Source organism: Catonella morbi ATCC 51271 (assembly GCF_000160035.2).
Classification (GTDB): Bacteria; Bacillota; Clostridia; order Lachnospirales; family Lachnospiraceae; genus Catonella; species Catonella morbi.
The window spans coordinates 737,816-757,730 of the sequence record NZ_KI535368.1 but is presented as its reverse complement, the minus strand read 5'-3'; the positions used below and the strand labels follow the sequence as shown (position 1 = coordinate 757,730).

Genomic DNA, 19,915 nt, shown 5'->3' with positions numbered 1-19,915 from the left:
TTCTTGTAAAACTCTTCAAATTTCGGTATACTGTAGTCGTATGAATTAACAAACCGGTGAAAGAGTAATATTATGAAAGCAAATCTTTTTTTTAAATATCTGATTTGCTATCTCCTCATAGTTATTAGTTCTCTGATTATACTAAATACAGTGGGAGCGGGGCGAATCAGAAACGGAATTGTTGAAGACAGCATAAGGTCAATGAAGGTAGAAGCAGAAACGATTACAAGCGATTATATGAAGGGGTATTACTCCGGTAATATGTCGCTCTTTGACGTGGATAACGGCTTAAAAACTATAGATACTTTTGCCGATGCAAGAATAATGATTGTAAATACATTGGGAGAGGTGATTTCTGATACAAGAGGAGCTTCTTTTGATAAAAATAAAGAAAGAAGGAAGTTGCCGGACTGGCTGTTGGCAAAAGATTCTTATGTAGGCGGTAATATAAACGAACTTTCAAATAATACTGTAGTTGTTGTAGTTTCCCCCATTGATATAGATTTTGTGCTAAAAGGCTATGTTGTACTTTCCATGGAAATGTCAGAGGTGAATAAGGATGCCGCCTATAGCATAGATACATTAAATATATGTTTTCTGATACTTGGAGTGACATTTTTAATAGCATTATTGTTCCTGTACAGGATATCAATAGTTCCGCTAAGAGCTGTAATTAAGGCTGCAAGGGAGTATGCAAAGGGAAACTTTGAATACAAGCTGACAATACAGCCAAACAGACATGACGAGTTCAAGGATTTGATGGATACTATTGAGTATATGGCAAAAGAGCTCAGTCTTATGGAGGATTATCAGAGAAAATTTATTTCCAATATTTCACATGATTTCCGTTCTCCGTTAACTTCCATAAAGGGCTTTGCAACAGCAATGATAGACGGCACCATACCGCCTGAGCTGTATAATAAGTATCTGAATACAATCTGCTTTGAAACCGACAGACTGACAAAGCTGACAAGCGGTCTGATTGAGCTTGGAAAATTTGACAGTCACCAGGCTCTTTTAGATATAAAGGAATTTGATTTACACAGCATGATAAAGCAGACTGTTGAGGCTTTTGAAGGAAAATGCAGGGAGAAATACATTTCACTCAATCTTATATTTGAAGGTGATGAATCTCCCGTAATGGCAGATAAGGGAAAGATTGAACAGGTATTTTACAACCTTATAGATAATGCCATAAAATTCAGCCATAATGATTCAGATATAACTATAACCACAAAGTCTAAGGGGAATAAAGTTATAGTGTCTGTGAAAGACTATGGTGTGGGAATACCTAAGGAAAGCCTTAAAAAAATATGGGAGCGCTTCTACAAGACAGATTCTTCAAGGGGGAAGGATAAGAAGGGAAGTGGCTTGGGGCTGGCGATAGTGAAGGAAATTATTCAGTCACATGGAGAAGAAATAGATGTAATCAGTACTGAAAATGCAGGAACGGAGTTTGTATTCACACTTAGTAAGTCAGGGGTATAATTATGAGTGATGACAAGGATTATAAGTTCATAAATGAGAAAATAGTTCCAAAGAAGATGCATCCTGTGAAAAAGTTTTTACTTGGTTTGATAGCGGTTATAGTGCTTGGACTGATATTCGGAGCTGTAGAAAGAGTTGTATTTGAAGTAACGGGAGAGGTTCTTCCGCATTTTCAAATATTTAAGAAAAATAATTCTATTGAACTCGGGAAAAAAGAAGAAGCTGCGACAGGAACTGCTATAGCCTCAGAAGGTGCGGTTGAGGAGAAAAAAGAGCCTGAACCTGCAACTAATAAAAAACAGGTGAAAATAATCGAAAAAAGGATTTCAGCTGATTTATCGGATTATAAGCAGGCGCTTAAGCAGTTTGGAGAGCTTGCCGACAAGCAGAATCAGTCTGTGGTAGAGGTGCAGTCTGTAGTTAAGAGCAAGGACTGGTTTGAGAATCCTTATGAGGCGGTAAATAAGGCAGCAGGATATATTATTGCTTTGCAGAATGATGAGGCCTATATTTTAACAAGCTATAAGGGTATTAAAGAGGCAGATAAGATAAAGGTGAAATTCAAACAGGGCTTTCTTACTGACGGAACTGTAAAAAATTACAGTGTGAATTTGGAGCTCGCCCTTATAGTTGTCAACCTGAAAGGTATTGCAAAAAAGGATGAGATAGAGCCGCTTGAATTAGACAAAATAAGCTATAAAAACATAGGTGAGCCTATTATGGCTATAGGCAATCCGAATGGAAATATCTATTCAGTATTACCGGGAGTTATAACAAGCACCGAGACTATGCTGCGCGTAGATGATTATTGCCTTGACTCACAGTTTACAGATATTACTATTTCAAAAAACGGAGATGCGCTTTTTGTAGATTTTGACGGAAATGTTATAGGTATGTATTTTAAAGGCAGCTCCGACTCTACTCAGATTGTAAGCATATCAAAGATAATGACCTTCCTTGAAAAAATAATAAATGACGAGGCTTTGCCTTATATAGGGATTAAGTCGAAAGATTTTGAAGGAGCGGAGGAAAAGACAGGCATTTCCGGAGGTGTACTCATAGACAGTGTGACCAAGGGTTCGCCTGCAGATGATGCAGGATTTAAAGAGGGAGACATAATATACGAGCTGGACGGCGAACATATAGAGACTATGGATGATTATGAAACTCAGCTTGAGAGTAAAAAACCTAAGGACAAGGTGAAAGCACTTATATACAGGGTGACCAGAAATGAAGGAAAAAAACTCGAATTAGAGATAGAAATAGGAGACAGTCGAGGAATAAAATGAGATATATAAAGGATATTAAAGACGGAGACCAGCTGAACGGGATTTATTATTGCAAGGAAAAAAAGGAGCTTAGAAGTAAAAATGATAAACCCTATTATTCGCTGATTTTACAGGATAAGACAGGAAGCCTTGACGGTAAGGTCTGGGATACCAATTCAAACGGAATAGAAGATTTTGCAGGCGGAGATTTTATCTGTGTGCAGGGACAGATAAGCATATTTATGGGAGCCTTGCAGGGTAAGATTATCAGAGCCAGAAGATGTAATGAAGGTGAGTATGATTTGGCGGACTATATCCCTACTTCAAGATACAGTAGGGATGAGATGTATGCAGAACTTTTATCAATAATTGATACAGTGAAAATACCGTATTATAAAAAGCTTCTTGATTCATTTTTCAGGGATAAGGAATTTGCAAATAAATTCAAAAATCATTCGGCTGCAAAAACAGTTCATCACAGCTTTGTAGGCGGACTTTTGGAGCATTCTCTCGGAGTAATAAAGGTTTGTGATTTTATGTCCAGGCAGTATCCTATGCTTAACAGGGATTTGCTTATAACGGCGGCACCTCTTCATGACATAGGTAAGATGGTTGAATTAAGCGGTTTTCCGACCAATGAATATACAGACTCAGGTCAGCTTTTAGGACATATTTACATCGGTGCAAATATGGTAAGTGAAAAAATCAACAAAATAGAGGATTTTCCAAGAAGACAGGCAGATGAGCTTATTCACTGTATTTTATCGCATCATGGCTCGTTGGAATTTGGCTCCCCTAAAATGCCGTCACTTATGGAAGCTTTTGCGCTCAGTCTGGCTGACAATATGGATGCCAAGATGGAGACATTTACAGAGCTTTTGGAAGTAAATGAGGGCAGAACCGACTGGCTTGGTTACAATAAACTTTTTGAGTCAAATATAAGAATAGCTACGAAAAATAAGGAATAATATGTTTGAGAAAAATGAAATTTTAGAACTTCAAATTGAAGCAATAGGCAGTGAAGGAGAGGGTATAGCTCATGTAAATGGTTATACCCTCTTTGTAAAGGATACGGTTCCGGGAGACAGGATAGAGGCAAAGGTGGTAAAGACCGGAAAAAACTTCGGTTATGCAAGATGTGAGCGCATAATAGAACCGTCACCGGATAGAATAGAGCCTGTCTGTCCTATTTCTAAGAGATGCGGAGGCTGTCAGTTCCAGCATCTCTCTTATGAGGTAGAGCTGAAATTTAAGCAGGAAAAGGTGTTTAACTGCATAAAACGTATTGGCGGATTTAAGGATGAAGAAATACCTATGCTTCCTATAATCGGCTGTGAGGAAATTATGCATTATAGGAATAAGGCACAGTTTCCGGTTGGAGTAGATAAAAACGGTGAAACAGTTACAGGGTTTTATGCTGAGAGAAGCCATGAGATAGTTGATACAACCAAGTGTTGTATTCATGTAGAGGAAAATGAGCTTATTTTAGAGACACTCAAGGCATTTATGAAAAAATATAAAATATCTGCCTATGAGGAGAAAATAAACCCTAAAACGAGAAAGCCTGAAAAAGCAAAGGGCTTAGTCCGCCATATAATGACCAGAAAGGGTTTTGCCACAGGTGAAATAGGTATCTGTGTGGTGATAAACGGAAATACTCTGCCCAATGCGGCTGAGTTTACGGATATGATGTTAAAGGCATTTGAAGGCAGAAATGATGTAAGGATAACAAGCATTTGCGTGAATATAAATAAGAAGATTACTAATGTGATTTTTGGTGATGAGTTAAAATGCATATACGGAGAGCCTTACATAGTGGATATGATAGAGGATATAAAATTTAAGATTTCTCCTTTTTCATTTTATCAGGTAAACCCTGCACAGACAAGAAAGCTCTATGGTAAGGCTTTGGAGTTTGCAGGGCTTACAGGAGAGGAAGTAGTTTGGGATTTGTACTGCGGCATCGGAACCATCAGCCTGTTTTTAGCTAAGAAGGCTAAGGAAGTTTACGGAGTAGAAATAGTTCCGGCGGCAGTAGAGAATGCGAAGGAGAATGCCAAATTAAACGGAATAGAGAATGCATATTTTACAGTAGGCAAGGCAGAGGATGAGGCTAAGAAGCTGCCAAAACCTGATGTGATTGTGGTAGACCCGCCAAGGAAGGGCTGTGACGAGAAGCTTCTTGAAACAATAATGAATTATAAGCCGGAAAGAGTAGTATATGTGTCCTGTGATCCTGCTACACTTGCTAGGGACTTGAAGGTGCTTTGCGGGGATGGGGGGTATAAACTTGAGGAAGTACAGGCGGTGGATCAGTTTTCTAGGGGGGTGCATGTGGAGAGTGTGTGTTTGATGACAAGAAAAGAAAAATAAGTACCAGAAAGTGGCGTATTCCCGGCTTTTTCGAAAGTTGGGATTAAAAGCCTAACTCACGAAAAGGCTCGGTTTTATTATATGGAAACATATCTACTGCGAAAATGTGTGCTAGGTTGTAACCTCGGCTTAGATTACGCAAATTGAGTTAGTGGATTAGATGTCAGTGACTTTTGATTAAGTGCTGAAAACTAACAACAAATCCGGCAACTCGATGATAAAGGTATTTTCGGGGAGTAGATTAGATGTTATGGGAGGAATGTTTTTTATGGATAAAAATTATTTGTATCAAGTGGATATACGTGAATGGATAGAAGATGGATTAGATGCTGAAATTATGGTTCCAGTTTCGGGAAACAGAGTTGATAAAAAATATGATGTGTATATTCAAAGTTTTTTGCTCCCTATTGATGCTGTTGAAGCAGATATGGAGAACGACACGTATAATGCTCATTCAATGGAGCCGGGAATAACAGTATATGGTTCGTGGGAAAATGATGAAAAAGTGTATCATCGCTGGGGAAATGGTGATGGTTTTGAACCTCTTATCATTAGAAGAAATTTCAATGGGGTAGCAGCAGCTTCGATTGAAGTTGCAGAAGAATTTAGACTGTTGTTTAATCTATATTTTAATTCACAAAAAAATGAATATGTTGACGTTTCTGATGGTGAAGGACTTACTGTTGTTAAAATGAATGATAATGGATACATTACTATACATAAAAGATATTTAAAGACATATTTAGCTGTAAAAGAAAAAGCATTGATTATTCATATTGACAGCAGATGTGTAGCTCTTGATGCAACAAAAAAAGTTGAAGAGGATGGATTAGTGTACAGAAATGATGAGAATTCAATATTTTATACACTGAACATTGGAAATACATCTACTGGAACCAAAAGAGAAAATTATTCATACATTTTTGGTAAAAATGTAATTTTGGGTTGTAGTTTATGTGATAGTAATATATGGCCATACAATGAAGAAAAAGCCTATGTTGATTTCATTATTGGAATAGATGAAAATGGAAGAGAAATACGTCATACTTGTAATCCAAATTGCTTGAGTAACTATTACGGTGCTAATCCAACGGCCCCTCATTATCTAACACCAGTTTATTTCGATACTGCAGTTTTAAATAAGTATTATTCTAAGCCGGAGATTTATAAAATTGAGGATGGCATTATACGATGCGGCGTACTGTGGGCTATATATGTTGATAATAGTAACCCTGATTACGTATCGACATATTTAGGAGATTTAGGAAGAGATTTACCAAGTGAATCAGAGCAGCATTACTGGAGAGGGTTTAATAAAGCAGTTGGCGGTAAATTAAGTCTTACAAAAGTAAAAAGAGATTTTATGTGCATTGCAGCTGATTCTGAGTCTCCAGATTTCGTGTTTAAAAGAACATATAGGAGAGTAAACCAAGCTTATGAAGATAAATTAGGTTGGTCATTATTTTTGCCATTAACAGAGCAAGATGCGTATAACTTTGAAACTTTGCGAATACCAGTTAATAATTCAATTGCAGAGATGGATATGCTTGTTCTATCTTTAGTAAAAATACTAATTGATTCTATGAATGAAAAGAAAATTACCAGTCAGTTGACTGTAAGTTATGAAAAATTGGTGGGAAGTATATCTAAATTAGAAGCTTGGCTAGTTGAAAAAAATATTGAAAATAGTGATGAATATATAAAATTCTTAAGGAATTTGCAAGAGTTACGTTCAAGCGGAACAGGGCATCGTAAAGGAAAAGGCTATCAAAAAATAACTAAAACACTTGATATGAAAAATGAAAATTATGCAGAAACATTTTCAAATTTGTTGAATTGCGCAACTGACTTTATAAATTTTATGGAAGCTAATTTAGAAAAAATGGTATAAATGCGACAACTTTATGTGAGGGTATTTTCAGACAACGAAATATGAAAAAAAAGAAGAGGTGACTTTTAAATGATGGATTTAGAAAAATATTTTTCAAAAAAAGAAGATGCGTTTTATACTAACGGCAAAGGTGAAAAAAAGTTTCGAGGTGTACTTAAATACTATGGGGATACATTAAGAAACGATAAGGCAAGTGAACAGTCAAAACTTCCGCCTACTCCAATTAGCACCGTTTTTTCATATGTGAATGAATTCATTGAATTACTAAGGACATCAAATGGATATTACGAAAAAAATGTAAGATTCAATACTATGGTTCTTGATAATTCTATACACTCAATTATTGACAATGGAATTATCTGTAACCAGCTTAATTGGAAAGCGCCAATATACGATAAAGAAAAAAGAGGCTATGTGAAATGGGATTATAAGTATGATGTTATAAGCTCTGTTTTTCATACGGGGGAACCCAAGAACCTTATATGGCTAAAGTTTACACAAAAAGGTCATGTGGGTGTTGTAGCAAAAAGCTTTGACATTAACTTTGATAGTAAGAATGATGATGGAAAGCCGATAAGTTCGGATGTATTGGTTAAAGAGGTTGGCGAATCATGGGATAAATCTTTTGTAATGATATTTCCAATGACATCAGATATACTTGGAAATCGTTCAGTTGGAGACTTGGAATTGGGAATTGGAAATTATCTTATTGAAAAAAATGTAGCTATCATAGATTTTTATTCGCATAATAATTAAGCAAAGCTCCTCATCACCGGTTGTATTCCAGTGGTCAGGAGTCTTTTTGAGTCTATAGTATTATCCTTCAATATTAATTTTCAGTCTGGACTTGAGCTCTACTGTGAAATAGTCTTCCCAGATTATTATTTGCTTTAGCCAACGTTTTACCAAAGCCTCGTCGAATTCAGCAAGGTCGATACGCTGTTTTTTAATGTAATCTTGCAGGTCATTAATTCTTGCAATCTGAGCATCTCTGTCAGCAGTGTCAACGGTGTATTTTTCGCGTTGCTCACGGAGCTTGAAAATCTGGTCGGCAATTTCATCGTAGGCTTCCTTGTTATTAGCCTTTTTGAGAAGCTCCTTCTGGAGTTGCATAAGCTGTTCGTCAATGCCATCAGCAGTGGTTTTCTGAGCATCTCTGATGACCTTAGCAATGTTCCGTTGTAGCTGTGCCTGATAGGTTGACTTACCGCCAAGGAGAGTGTTAATGGCTTGAACTACCATATTCTCTAATACCGTTTCATTAACGGTTCTTGCATGGCATTCCTGCCCGGTAGGTTCCAGCCTGCTGAGGTAGCACCAGACGATGGATTTGTAGCCGCGATTGTTCCAGTGAATTCTGCGGAACATTTCACCGCAGTCACCACAGACAACAATCTTTGCAAAGCAGTGGTTGCAGCTGTAACTGCGCTTTTTACCATTTTTGCACTGGTCTTGACCACTCTCCTGCGTACCAGTGTTTATCGCCGTAATTAACAAGCCTTAATAGAGTAAAATGACAAAAGAAATGGATGGCTGATCCGACCTGTATTAAAATTGTCAAAGAAAATATTTAATTAGCACTTGATACAACGCTAGATGAATATTGATTTTATTCGTGGTTTAGCATATAATTATTATTAGATTTTATAAATGACTTTTTATAGTTTAAGAAAGGATTGTGTGGAATATTTATCTATAAAACAAATATCTGAGAAGTGGGGAATATCCATAAGGAGAATTCAAGTTTTATGCTCAGAAGGACGTATCTCAGGAGCGACGAAGATAGGCTTTTACTGGGCGATACCAGCAGATGCAGAAAAGCCAAGCGATGAGCGTGTAAAAAGTGGAAAATACATAAAGGAAAAGTAATATATGGAGCAGATATTAAAAAATGTGTTTTGTATTTGATGGAAAGGAGCTAAGATTCTCATATGTCAAAATTATTTGATTTATCTAACTTTGATAAATATAAAGAAGATAACTGCCTTGAAGAGAAGAAGGCAGAAGGTGGACTACCTATATCATTATGGGAGTCGTATTCTTCATTTGCTAATTCTAATGGCGGAGTAATTATACTTGGTGTTGGAGAGCACCAAGATGGAAGTTGGTAAACAACGGGTTTGAAGAATGTGGACAAGTTAAAGAGAAATTTTTGGAATACAATCCATGATATGGGGAAAGTAAGCATAAATCTTTTATCTGATAAAAACATAGAGTCTTATGAGGTTAACGATGACATGGTTTTGGTCATCAATGTGCCAAGAGCTAAGCGTGAGCAAAAGCCTGTTTACATTAATAATGTCTAGTTCAGGTGATTGGAGTGGCAATTTATTTGATTTCTTCTTTAGAGTAAATAGCAAAATTGCAAAAGACATCAAAAAAACTTTTAAGCTTGAGGGCATTACAAGGGTTGACGATACACCGGTTCATAAGGCTGTTCGAGAGGCTTTGGTTAATTGTTTGGTTAATACAGACTATTTCTTGCCTTGTGGAGTAGTGATTAAAAAGGAAGATGATAAGCTGGTAATGGAGAATCCGGGAAGTATACGTACCGGCAAGAAGCAGATGCTTCGTGGGGGTATTTCGGATCCCAGAAATAAAACATTGATGAAAATGTTCAATATGATTGGTATTGGCGAAAGAGCAGGAAGCGGTATCCCGGATATATACAATGTATGGGAAAATGAAGGATGGGATACACCTGTTGTAGAGGAAAGCTATAATCCTGATAGAACACGTTTATCGCTTGAATTTGCTAAAAAACAAGCGAAGAAAACAAGCAAAGAAAACAAGCGAAGATAATAGACGAAGAAAAACTGAAGATAACTGCAAACTGATTCGCGACTATTTAAGCAAAAATGGATTATCAAAAACAAATGATATAGCCACAGCTATAGGGCTAAGAGCTGCACGAACCAGAGTTCTTTTAAAAGAAATGTCAGATGTTGAGTATGAAGGTACAAATACCAATAGAAAATACCGCTTAGCTGATGAGGACTAAATAAAACCATAATAAAAATCGGACTAAAACTACTCTAATTTCTCAAGTTCAGCAATATAATCCAATCCAAAAACCTCTATTTCATCTAACACTCTTTGGAATTTAGCACCTACATTACTTAAAGAATATTCTACATGAGGAGGAACTTCGGGGAACACTTTTCTGTTTATCAGTTTGTCATGCTCCAGTTGGCGGAGCTGCCTTGTTAAAACCGTTCGTGTAACATCTGGAATAAGTTTTTCAAGCTCATTAGATCTTTTAGTACCTGTACTTAGATGGTACAGTATCACAATTGCCCATTTTCCCTGCAATACTCTTTGCGTGGTGATATATGGGCATTTATCATATATATTCGACATAAAAACCTCCTGAAACATTATAGTATCTGATTAGATACTATGTATTATAAATGTTCGTACTTCTAAAATCAAGACTATAAGATTATAATAATGGCAAAAGAATGTTGTTTATAAATTTTCAAGGAGGATCGTTATGAAAAACGAAGTGATTGAGGTATTTAACGCCTACACAGAAGCATTATCAAAGGGAGATTTTGAAGCTGTATTTGAAACAATATCAGATAATATTGTTTGGCATATGGGTGGAGAGAGTTCGCTTTCTGGTATAATTAAAGGAAAACAGGCATTGGGCGAGCGTTTGGGAGAATTTACAAAGAGAAGCAATGGAACATTTAGAGTTATTACAAATTGGGCTGCAAGTAATGATTGTTTTGTTGCTGCAAGTGTAGTTTCTTTAGCTGAAAGAGGAGAAGAAAAGCTTAATAATCCGGGTATTGATTTGTTTAGAATAGAGAATGGAAAAATCCAGGAAGTGTGGACATTTTCAGAACAGCAAGAATCAGAAGATAAATTTTGGGATGCCAAGTTTTTCTCTAACAAGTAAAATATTTAAATAATCTACCGACCTACAAAAGTTAGACTAAAAAATCTAGCGATTAGAGGTCGGTTTTTTAATTTATCCCCAATTATTCACGAAACATCTTGCGAAATATCGTAATCAAGCCGCAGGTTTGAAATTAGGATATTTCACAAGATGTTTGGTAATATCACCCCATAGTCACAGACCGGAAACATTTTATCTTACTTTACTATGTGAAATAAGAGGTCTGTGACCTATGGCGTGAATAATTGGGGTTTATTATGTTTTATTCTCAACCAGCTAAACTCGAAATAAAAAGGTGTAAATCCGCCTAAATTCTTTGTTGGTTGTTGATTAGGCTGCAACCTTATGATATAACATGGATATCGGAGTGGAAGACTTTTTACTTAATGAGTCAATTGTAGAGTTATAAAGATATTGTTATATGAAAGAAGGTGTCGCAATGGATATGCAGAAATTGAAAAGCCTTATCTACCAAGGCGAAAAAGTGGATATAGAGTGTAAAAAGGCAGAAGGCAATATTCCTAAATCTGTATATGAATCATATTCGGCATTTGCAAATACAAAAGGTGGATATATTATTTTGGGAATACTGGAAGATAAATCAAAATCGTTGTCGGAATAACGTTATATCATTAAAGGAGTTCAGGATCCTGGAGCTCAAAAAGAGGACTTTTGGAATACCATCAATGGAAATAAAGTAAATGTTAATGTTTTAAAAGATGAAGATGTTTTTGTTGTTGAAGAGGGAGATATTAAACTTCTTGTTATTCATGTGCCTAGGGCAGACTTTAATATGCGTCCTGTGTATGTAGGTGAGAATCCATATAAGGGAACTTATAAGAGAAATCATGAAGGTGATTATCATGCAACAGAGCATGAGGTTAGGGGCATGATTCGTGACCAAAATCTGGAGGGTAATGATGGAACTATTCTGGAATACTACATTATGGATGATATTGATAAAGAAACTCTTAGAAAATATCGTCAGATTTTTGAAATTAGAAATGATGGTCATGTATGGAATTCTCTTGATGATAAAGCATTTCTTGAACAACTTGGAGGATACAGTCGTGATCGCAGAACCGGTGTAGAAGGCCTTACAATAGCCGGACTTATGATGTTTGGAACAGGACGTGCGATTAGAGAAAGATTTTCAAATATATTTATGGATTACCGTGAGGAAACAGAAGTTACGATTGATGTACGCTGGAATGATAGAATTACTTATGATGGTACTTGGGAGAATAATTTATTTAATTTCTTTTCTAAGGTAACACCAAAGCTTACAGAAGACTTACCAAAACCATTTAAGCTTGAAGGTATACAGCGAATTGATGAAACTCCGCTTCATAAGGCAGTTAGGGAGGCGTTTGTTAACCTTATAATCCATGCAGATTATTTGATGGATGCCGGTACATTGAAAGTAATTAAGAAGAATAAGTCATTTGAGTTTACTAACCCCGGAATACTTAAATTGCCGGTTGAAGATATTTTCCGTGGGGGTAATTCCAAACCTCGTAATTCACATATGCAGACAATGCTTAGAATGGTTGGTTTTGGTGATAATGCAGGTTCCGGTTTCCCTACAATTGTTGCAGCTTGGGATGCAGAAGGGTGGGTGAAACCGAAGCTGATTGAAGATACCATATTAAATCAGGTTACATTGAAACTTGATATGGTAAAGACAGAAAGTGCTGTTCAAGAAGCTTCGGCAGTGCCGAAGAGCGCCGAAGAAGTGCCGAAGAGTACCGAAGTTGAAAATATGACGGAACAAGAAAAGACAATATTTGAATATGTTCGAGAGCATGAAATGATAACAACTGCTATAGCTTGTAAATTATTGAATATAAAGGAACGAAGGGCTAGGGAAATATTATCAGAGATGTGTAATAAGAATTACTTAAAGAAGAAAGGAGCAACAAGTAATTTGCGATATATTGAAATGTCCTGAGATTTGTTCGTATTTTTGCTAACGCTATGGAATGCCAAAAACGGAAGAAAAGTAATACAGTAATATATTATTATCGTAATGAAGTAGTAAACCTCATGGAAGGAACTAAACATGAACATTTTTGACGAAGTGGACGAGAACCTGTTTCGTCCATTAACAGGAATTAATAAAAGAAAATATGTGGATATTCTTACTTTGATTTGGGAAAGGTGCAAAAGGCAGCCTAATTTTGCCATAGAAAAAAGTACTATTTTCGATATGGCAGAGGAGTATTTTAATGGCTTAGATGAGCAGGTAGAACTGGATATAGAGGAAGAAATAGAGGGCAATATGGCAGATGCCCGCAACATAGCAGGCAGTTTTATCAGAAGGCTTAAAGATACAGGTTGGATTATTGAAAAAGAAGGGGAGTATGAGGAAGAGTTCAAACTTGCAGTCAACTATAAGGTAGTTCCCTTAATCAAATCTTTTCAAGATATCATTAATCCCAAAATTACTACATATAAATCTACTAAAGGAAAGCAAAAGCCATGAACACAAATGAAGAAAATAACAATAAAACCAACATCTCAAATGAAGTCTGTAAGGGCTGTGGCTGGCAGTGCCCGATTGATAAGCTGTCCTGCAACAGAGGCAGGAGATTAAACGGTGTACCTGAGGTCATAGAAAGCACTAAAACTAAAAAAACTCCAATAAATCCAAGGACTGAAAGATTTCTGCGCAGATTAAACAGACGTGATAATCAGGCTTTAGCCAATGAAAATAGCTGATAAACAAATCAATAATTTTATAAAAAGAGCTGTGCAGCTTTTGAGGCTACACAGCTCAAGTTTTACTGTATATCGGGACTTCGGCTTATTATTTAGCCTTTTTCAAAGCTTCGTACATAACGGCAAACCTCTTTAATGACTTTGTAGTAAAGGTTATTCTGCCGGTTTTGTTATTGTATGAAGAACCCTTTACACGAACAATTTTACCATTATTATTTACATAAGCAACATAGAGACCGTTTGCATTTTCTTTGGAATCTTTCTTGTATACGAGACTTATCTTAAGATTTCCTTTAAGTGTTGTAACCTTCTTGTTGTCTGCTTTTAAGATGATATCATATACCGGTCTGCTTCCTACAGCTTTTTGAACAAGTTTATTAAGCTTATTTGCAGGTGTTAGGGAAAGGGTAACATCACCTTTTTTGGAAAGAGGTTCAAAGGCCTTTTTATCAAGCTCAAACTTAGCAACAGAAGTCGCCAAAGCTATATTTTTTTCTTTATTATCTAAAGCACTTTTCAGCTCATCTTTGCTTACCGCAACTGTAGTAGTATTATCGTCTGTACTAATATCTGCTAAAGGAACAACAGTTGAATAGAATTTCTCTACAGATATTGCACGTTCAGGCATCGCATCCTGAATACCTTCAACGCTTACAAAGTAATATCTTGCCCAATCTTTAGTAAGACGTTGAACACCCGAAAGACCTGCTCCCGGATACCATAATGGATGTTCCGCAGGACTTTCATCTGAGAATTTCCAATCCGCTCCTACCTGTATGCCTAATTTCGCATTAGGATCAGATTTTTCGGAAATACGAGCTTCAACTGAAATCAATACTGCGCGGATGCTTTCAGGACTTGGAACACTTAGAATCTGCTTAGAGCCCCAATGTGCAACCTTATCTTCTTTTGGCTGCATTTTTACAGAGGTACCAAAGCCGTATACTTTCTCGCGTTTGGCCGGTTTTATCCAACCGTACATGTTTCCTTCAAAATAATCAATCCAGTCAACAGCTACAGGATCGTTGATAAGGTTTTCCCAGGTTGTTTCATTTTCACGCAATACAAAAGCCTGCATATTTCGTACATCAAACCAGGCATTCTTGGCCTTATTGTCCTGCATTTCCATGACAACACCCCAAGGATCCATACGGTCTAAGTATTTTCCCCGCTGGCTGTCAAAGAGTTCTTTGGCCTGTTCATCTGTCATTCCATCGCGCTTATAGCCTAAATAGTACCAGTCAGCAGGCGGATCGTAAGATGCTCTGCCGCCTAATACTACTGAGCCTCCGTTAAATTGTCCGGGGCCGCCGTTTGGACCGCGCTCCTGATCTTTTACTACATTTTCTTTTGACCAAACCCATACATTACCTTGATTTTTTCCCATTTGCTCAATGGCACGCTTTTTTTCTGCCTTAGACATTTGGGCAGTTGTCGATGTATTGTCTGCAAGCGAAGATCCGAGTGGAACGGCATCATTAGCAGTCTTAAAAATATTGAGACTTTTTGACATTTCACCTGCTGAAGCATTTGTCGGAAAGATTGCAGATGTTAATAAAGCAGTGGATAATAATAGTCCCAAAGTGCTTTTTTTCATACTACCTGTTCTTCTTTTCAATAGAATAACACCCCTTTCTGTTAGTTTGTACCCAAGATATTAAGTTTGTTTTTGACATTACATAATTACCATGATAATTTTTGACCATTATAATGTTCATGATTAATATTGTCAATAATAATGATAAAATATCTAAAATGTTTGTTGAAAATTACTATTTAAATTAGGATTGTACGTTTTTAAACGTAAACATTTACGTTATTTTCAATAAAAAATCTGATTAAATCAATGAGATAAAAGTAGAATAATGCCATTTTTGTAGATAATTACTGTTGAAAAATATGAGATAGATTAATATACTAAAATTATGTGAAAGTACCGGCAACAGTTATGTCTGTTAACATTAAAAATATTGAGATAGGGGGATGATTATGGGATGTAATGCTATTAAATTAGCAGAGTATTTAATGCAAAAATATCCTCTGGCTGACAGCTATCCCTACAAAAGCTGGAGTTATCCGCAAGGCTTTTACCTTTGGGCAATTATCAGGTTGTTTGAAAAAACCGGAGACGAAAGGTATTATGAGTATGTGCTTGCTTACGGGAATACCCACGTAGAAGAGGACGGAACAATTACTAAGTTTGTTGGAGATTGTCTTGATGATATTATGCCGGCATCAATCCTTATATGGCTATATACAAGAACAAAGGAAGAAAAATTTAAGCTTGCTGTAGAAAAGGTGCGAAAATCCCTGGACTTATATCCAAGAAATTCTTCGGGAGGATGGTTGCATGGCAAGCATCTTCAGGGAGAAATGTGGGCAGACGGTTTGTTTATGGAACTAATGTTTTTGGTAAGATATGGGAAATATATCGGAGATGAAGAAGGCAGCTATAAAGAGGCGATAAAACAATTAAGATTGTTTTTTGAAAAGGCAGGAAAAGATAAAACAGGCTTTGTTTACCATGCCTATAGTGAAAATCCGGGAACAAGATGGGCAAGTCCGTTAAACGGTTGCTCACCTGAGGTCTGGAGTGAAGGATTGGGCTGGTATGGTATGGCTTTGGTAGAAACTCTTGGAATAATCCCTGACAGCTTTGAAGGACGACAGGAGATTGAAAATCAACTGCTTTTACTTTGTGAGGATCTTTTAAAAACTCAGGACTGGAACTGTGGATTATGGTATCAAGTAGTTGATAAACAGGGTTTTCCAAGGAATTTCCACGACACCTCAGGGAGTGCAATGTTTGTATATATCCTAAAAAAAGCATACGATCTTTCTCTTATAGAGAATGAATACGCCAAGGAGGTTATAGAGAAAGGCTATCGTGCAATTCTTTCAAAATGTTTTGCAGGACTTGATGGCGGATACAATATAATAGATGCCTGTGACGGTGTGTGTGTGCAGAATAACTATGATCAATATGTGGATTATACAAGATGTGTAAACGCTAAAGAGGCGGTTGCGGCTGTCCTGTGGGCATTAGTGGCATTGGAAGAGGGCACGGATACAGTGTGAGTAAGCAGCCGTTTTTTTATAAAAATGTGCGGATTACGAATATTTTCAGTACAGACAAAGAAATCGGAGTTTAGTTTTTTATAGGAGGTAAATATGTATCAGGCAAAGGAATCAAGATATGAGAATATGCAGTATAATCGTTCGGGAGACAGCGGACTTAAGCTCCCGGCAGTATCGCTGGGATTGTGGCATAATTTCGGGGACACTTCATCATACTCCAATATGGAAGAAATATGTTTTGCGGCATTTGATAACGGAATAACACATTTTGACTTAGCCAATAACTATGGCCCCAAAGCCGGTGCGGCGGAGATAAATTTTGGGAAAATTCTTAAAGAACATTTCAGTGCATATCGTGATGAGCTTATTATAAGCACAAAAGCAGGCTATGATATGTGGCCGGGACCTTACGGGGATTTTGGCAGCAGAAAGTATTTAATTGCATCTTTAGATCAGAGCCTTAAGCGTATGGGGCTTGATTATGTTGATATTTTCTATCATCACAGACCGGATCCGGATACCCCGCTTGAGGAGACTATGGAGGCACTTGCACAGATAGTAAAGAGCGGAAAGGCTCTCTATGTCGGACTTTCAAGCTATGATGGAAAAAGAATGGCTGAGGCTTCCGCTATTCTTAAAGAACGCCATGTTCCGTTTATTATAAACCAGAACAGATACAATCTCTTTGACAGAACAATCGAAAGAAACGGACTTAAAGATACTGCCGGTGAACTGGGAAAAGGAATAATTTGTTATTGTCCGCTTGAACAGGGTGTACTTACTGACCGCTATCTAAACGGAATACCTGAGGACAGCCGTGTAAGGACTGATGGAAGATTCTTAAAGGAGGGTGATGTAGAGTATTATATCTCCAAGGCAAGGGAGTTAAAGATAATTGCAGATAGGAGGGGGCAGAGTCTTGCGGAAATGGCATTGGCTTGGCTGTTAAAGGATCCAAGGATAACGTCTGTACTTGTAGGTGCGTCAAGAGCTGAGCAGTTGCTCACCAATATTCGTGCAATAAACAGTGCTGCTTTCTCTGAGGAAGAGCTTAAGGAAATAGATAAGATTACAACAGAAAATTGGTAAAATCTAAAGAACAGGGGATTTGTGTTAAGTACAGTCCCCTGTAATCATATAGTTAAAAGGGGTGTGCAAATGGAAATAAAATATTCGTTAAATGGACCGGCTGACAGAGCAATGCATTTTGCCGAAAATAAACAGCTTTTAGATGCCGGATTATGGAGATGTTTTGTTAACCAGTTTAAAGGTGAAACAGACAAAAATGACAGAGGCTGGAGAGGAGAATTCTGGGGTAAGATGATGCGTGGGGCATCGCTTGTCTACGGATATACCGGAAATGAAGAACTATATAATATTCTTGAAGACACTGTAAGGGATATGATTTCTGTCACAGCATCAAATGGCCGTATAAGCAGTTATTCTGTGGAAACTGAATTTAACGGCTGGGATATGTGGTGCAGAAAATATGTGATTTTAGGCATGGAGTACTTTCTGGAGATATGTAAGGATGAAGCTCTTAAGATAAAAATTATTGATTGTATCAAAAAACAGGCAGATTATATCATGGCCTTTATCGGCGATGAGGAAGGAAAAACTCCGATAGTATTTGCTTCGGGTTGTTGGAGGGGGCTAAACTCCAGTTCAATATTGGAGCCTATTGTACGGTTATATAAATTGACGGAAGAAAAAAAATATCTGGATTTTGCCGAACATATAGTAGGTCATGGAGGAACTTCAATTGCCGATATCTTTGAGCTTGCCTGGGAAAACAGCACTATGCCATATCAATTTCCGGTTACAAAAGCATATGAAATGACTTCATGTTTTGAAGGACTTTTAGAGTATGCTGAGGTAACAGGTAATGAAAAATGGAAACAGGCTGTAATAAATTATGCGTATAAAGTTATTGAGACAGATTTTACCGTTATAGGAAGCGCAGGATGCACACATGAGCTATTTGACCATTCTACGGTGAGACAGGCAAATACCACTAACGGTTTTATTATGCAGGAGACCTGTGTAACTGTTACACTTATGAAGTTTTTCGGAAGAATATTAAAATTAACCGGAGACAGCAGATTTGCGGATGCAATTGAGCGTTCTTTTTATAATGCTTATCTTGGAGCAGAAAATCCGAATGGCTTTATGGATGACAGAGCGGAGGGAATGCAGGGAATTATTAAAAAAGGATTTCCGTACGACAGTTATGCACCGTTAACCAGAGGAAGAAGAGGCAGACAGGCCGGCGGATTTATGATTCTTGAAGGAGGAAATACCTATGGTTGTTGTGCAAGTATTGCTTCTGCGGGAATCGGTACCATACCTAAAATAATGTTTATTAAGTCAGATGACGGATTCAGTCTGAATTTTTATGAAAACGGAAGAATTGAGACAAAAAATTCTTCGGGTTCAAAGTTTAGTATTAATATAGAAACAAAATATCCGGTTGAAGGGGATGTAAAGATTAGGGTAGAAGAAAATGAAGCGGACGAATTTACTGTAAATTTCCGTATACCTGCCTGGAGCAGGGTTACAACTGCAAGGCTTAACGGTGAAGAAATACGAGATGAGGCGTTGAACGAAAAGCCTGTGATTTCTGCTTCTGACCTCACAAAAGGAAGCGGATATTTGAGAATTAAAAGAAAATGGAAAAAAGGTGATGAGATTTTACTTACGTTTGATATGCGCACCTTTGCATTATATCCGATTGCATATGGTGAAGATATGCTTATCAACAATATGCTTTTTGAATATGACTATCTTGTTCCTACACATGATATCGAAGATAAGTTAGCAAAGAGACATATTGCGCTGGAGCGAGGTCCTCTCATGCTGGCAACGGAAGAATTGCCTGAATCAAATGGCTGTAAAGAAATAGATCTCGAAACTAAAGAGAAGTTATTAGTAAATGTTCTTACAGAAAAAGAAGATGCAGATTCAATTCTTGAAGCTGAGGTAAAAACATCGACAGGAAATTTACATTTGAAGGACTATGCTTCGGCGGGAAAAGATAAGAAGAAAGAAATAGCCGTATGGCTGTTAACAAAGTAATTTATCTGAAATTTGTTTATCAAAGCTGTCACATTTTATGTATCATGTGGCAGCTTTATTGTATTTTTGAGAATTTGATCAGTGTAAGTAGAAAATTACCCTAATCATAGATTCTTA

The 19,915-nt window shown here is 37.1% G+C and carries 20 protein-coding genes; 17 read left to right on the top strand and 3 right to left on the bottom strand.

Features of this window, described 5'->3' with window-relative positions; genetic code table 11:
• The first annotated feature begins 72 nt into the window (after positions 1 to 72).
• The 6 genes from GCWU000282_RS10395 to GCWU000282_RS10370 all read left to right on the top strand — a co-directional run bounded on the left by GCWU000282_RS10395 (position 73) and on the right by GCWU000282_RS10370 (position 7,776).
• Positions 73 to 1,488, top strand: coding sequence for a sensor histidine kinase (locus tag GCWU000282_RS10395; RefSeq protein ID WP_023355078.1), 1,416 nt, complete (start codon positions 73 to 75; stop codon positions 1,486 to 1,488).
• Positions 1,489 to 1,490: 2 nt separating this feature from the next.
• The gene (locus GCWU000282_RS10390) at positions 1,491 to 2,777 is read left to right on the top strand and encodes a S1C family serine protease (RefSeq protein ID WP_023355077.1); all 1,287 of its coding nucleotides are present in this window, start codon (positions 1,491 to 1,493) and stop codon (positions 2,775 to 2,777) included.
• Positions 2,774 to 3,724: a 3'-5' exoribonuclease YhaM family protein gene (locus GCWU000282_RS10385; protein WP_023355076.1), complete on the top strand. Its 951-nt coding sequence runs from the start codon at positions 2,774 to 2,776 to the stop codon at positions 3,722 to 3,724. The genes GCWU000282_RS10390 and GCWU000282_RS10385 overlap by 4 nt, the downstream gene beginning before the upstream one ends.
• A gap of 1 nt (position 3,725) precedes the next feature.
• Positions 3,726 to 5,129, top strand: coding sequence for a 23S rRNA (uracil(1939)-C(5))-methyltransferase RlmD (gene rlmD / locus GCWU000282_RS10380; protein WP_023355075.1), 1,404 nt, complete (start codon positions 3,726 to 3,728; stop codon positions 5,127 to 5,129).
• 268 nt (positions 5,130 to 5,397) lie between these two features.
• Positions 5,398 to 7,020 carry a hypothetical protein gene (locus GCWU000282_RS10375; protein WP_035040254.1) on the top strand — a complete coding sequence of 541 codons (1,623 nt, stop codon included), beginning with the start codon at positions 5,398 to 5,400 and terminating at the stop codon, positions 7,018 to 7,020.
• A 69-nt stretch (positions 7,021 to 7,089) separates the two neighbouring features.
• On the top strand, positions 7,090 to 7,776 hold the full coding sequence (locus tag GCWU000282_RS10370; RefSeq protein WP_023355073.1) for a hypothetical protein: 687 nt from the start codon (positions 7,090 to 7,092) through the stop codon (positions 7,774 to 7,776).
• Positions 7,777 to 7,836: 60 nt separating this feature from the next.
• Here GCWU000282_RS10370 and GCWU000282_RS10365 read toward each other — a convergent pair whose 3' ends face one another.
• Positions 7,837 to 8,388 carry a hypothetical protein gene (locus GCWU000282_RS10365; RefSeq protein ID WP_242828946.1) on the bottom strand — a complete coding sequence of 184 codons (552 nt, stop codon included), beginning with the start codon at positions 8,386 to 8,388 and terminating at the stop codon, positions 7,837 to 7,839.
• Between the two features lie 282 nt (positions 8,389 to 8,670).
• On the opposite strand from GCWU000282_RS10365, the gene GCWU000282_RS10360 reads away from it, so the two are divergent.
• The 3 genes from GCWU000282_RS10360 (at position 8,671) to GCWU000282_RS16915 (ending at position 9,822) form a co-directional block, all read left to right on the top strand.
• Positions 8,671 to 8,889: a MerR family transcriptional regulator gene (locus GCWU000282_RS10360; protein WP_023355070.1), complete on the top strand. Its 219-nt coding sequence runs from the start codon at positions 8,671 to 8,673 to the stop codon at positions 8,887 to 8,889.
• Positions 8,890 to 8,951: 62 nt separating this feature from the next.
• On the top strand, positions 8,952 to 9,131 hold the full coding sequence (locus GCWU000282_RS16920; RefSeq protein WP_023355069.1) for an AlbA family DNA-binding domain-containing protein: 180 nt from the start codon (positions 8,952 to 8,954) through the stop codon (positions 9,129 to 9,131).
• A gap of 121 nt (positions 9,132 to 9,252) precedes the next feature.
• A complete protein-coding gene (locus GCWU000282_RS16915) occupies positions 9,253 to 9,822 on the top strand; it encodes an ATP-binding protein (RefSeq protein WP_242828945.1) in 570 nt (189 codons plus the stop codon).
• A 228-nt stretch (positions 9,823 to 10,050) separates the two neighbouring features.
• Here GCWU000282_RS16915 and GCWU000282_RS10345 read toward each other — a convergent pair whose 3' ends face one another.
• Positions 10,051 to 10,380: a winged helix-turn-helix transcriptional regulator gene (locus tag GCWU000282_RS10345; protein ID WP_035040250.1), complete on the bottom strand. Its 330-nt coding sequence runs from the start codon at positions 10,378 to 10,380 to the stop codon at positions 10,051 to 10,053.
• Between the two features lie 133 nt (positions 10,381 to 10,513).
• Here GCWU000282_RS10345 and GCWU000282_RS10340 point away from each other — a divergent pair, with 133 nt between their 5' ends.
• The 5 genes from GCWU000282_RS10340 (at position 10,514) to GCWU000282_RS10320 (ending at position 13,645) form a co-directional block, all read left to right on the top strand.
• On the top strand, positions 10,514 to 10,924 hold the full coding sequence (locus GCWU000282_RS10340) for a nuclear transport factor 2 family protein (RefSeq protein WP_023355065.1): 411 nt from the start codon (positions 10,514 to 10,516) through the stop codon (positions 10,922 to 10,924).
• A gap of 439 nt (positions 10,925 to 11,363) precedes the next feature.
• Positions 11,364 to 11,546 (top strand): AlbA family DNA-binding domain-containing protein, encoded by a 183-nt coding sequence (locus GCWU000282_RS10335; RefSeq protein WP_035040247.1) that lies wholly within the window; start codon positions 11,364 to 11,366, stop codon positions 11,544 to 11,546.
• Between the two features lie 171 nt (positions 11,547 to 11,717).
• On the top strand, positions 11,718 to 12,875 hold the full coding sequence (locus GCWU000282_RS10330; protein WP_023355063.1) for an ATP-binding protein: 1,158 nt from the start codon (positions 11,718 to 11,720) through the stop codon (positions 12,873 to 12,875).
• A 111-nt stretch (positions 12,876 to 12,986) separates the two neighbouring features.
• Positions 12,987 to 13,409: a Wadjet anti-phage system protein JetA family protein gene (locus GCWU000282_RS10325; protein WP_023355062.1), complete on the top strand. Its 423-nt coding sequence runs from the start codon at positions 12,987 to 12,989 to the stop codon at positions 13,407 to 13,409.
• Positions 13,406 to 13,645: a hypothetical protein gene (locus tag GCWU000282_RS10320; RefSeq protein ID WP_023355061.1), complete on the top strand. Its 240-nt coding sequence runs from the start codon at positions 13,406 to 13,408 to the stop codon at positions 13,643 to 13,645. The genes GCWU000282_RS10325 and GCWU000282_RS10320 overlap by 4 nt, the downstream gene beginning before the upstream one ends.
• 88 nt (positions 13,646 to 13,733) lie before the next feature.
• On the opposite strand, the gene GCWU000282_RS15965 is transcribed toward GCWU000282_RS10320, so the two are convergent.
• A complete protein-coding gene (locus GCWU000282_RS15965) occupies positions 13,734 to 15,242 on the bottom strand; it encodes a hypothetical protein (protein WP_023355060.1) in 1,509 nt (502 codons plus the stop codon).
• Positions 15,243 to 15,634: 392 nt separating this feature from the next.
• Here GCWU000282_RS15965 and GCWU000282_RS10310 point away from each other — a divergent pair, with 392 nt between their 5' ends.
• From GCWU000282_RS10310 to GCWU000282_RS10300, 3 genes are all read left to right on the top strand, one after another.
• Positions 15,635 to 16,723 (top strand): glycoside hydrolase family 88/105 protein, encoded by a 1,089-nt coding sequence (locus GCWU000282_RS10310; protein ID WP_051384174.1) that lies wholly within the window; start codon positions 15,635 to 15,637, stop codon positions 16,721 to 16,723.
• 93 nt (positions 16,724 to 16,816) lie between these two features.
• Positions 16,817 to 17,812 carry an aldo/keto reductase gene (locus tag GCWU000282_RS10305; protein ID WP_023355058.1) on the top strand — a complete coding sequence of 332 codons (996 nt, stop codon included), beginning with the start codon at positions 16,817 to 16,819 and terminating at the stop codon, positions 17,810 to 17,812.
• Between the two features lie 69 nt (positions 17,813 to 17,881).
• Positions 17,882 to 19,798, top strand: a complete 1,917-nt coding sequence (locus GCWU000282_RS10300) for a beta-L-arabinofuranosidase domain-containing protein (RefSeq protein WP_023355057.1) — start codon at positions 17,882 to 17,884, stop codon at positions 19,796 to 19,798.
• Positions 19,799 to 19,915 lie beyond the last annotated feature (117 nt).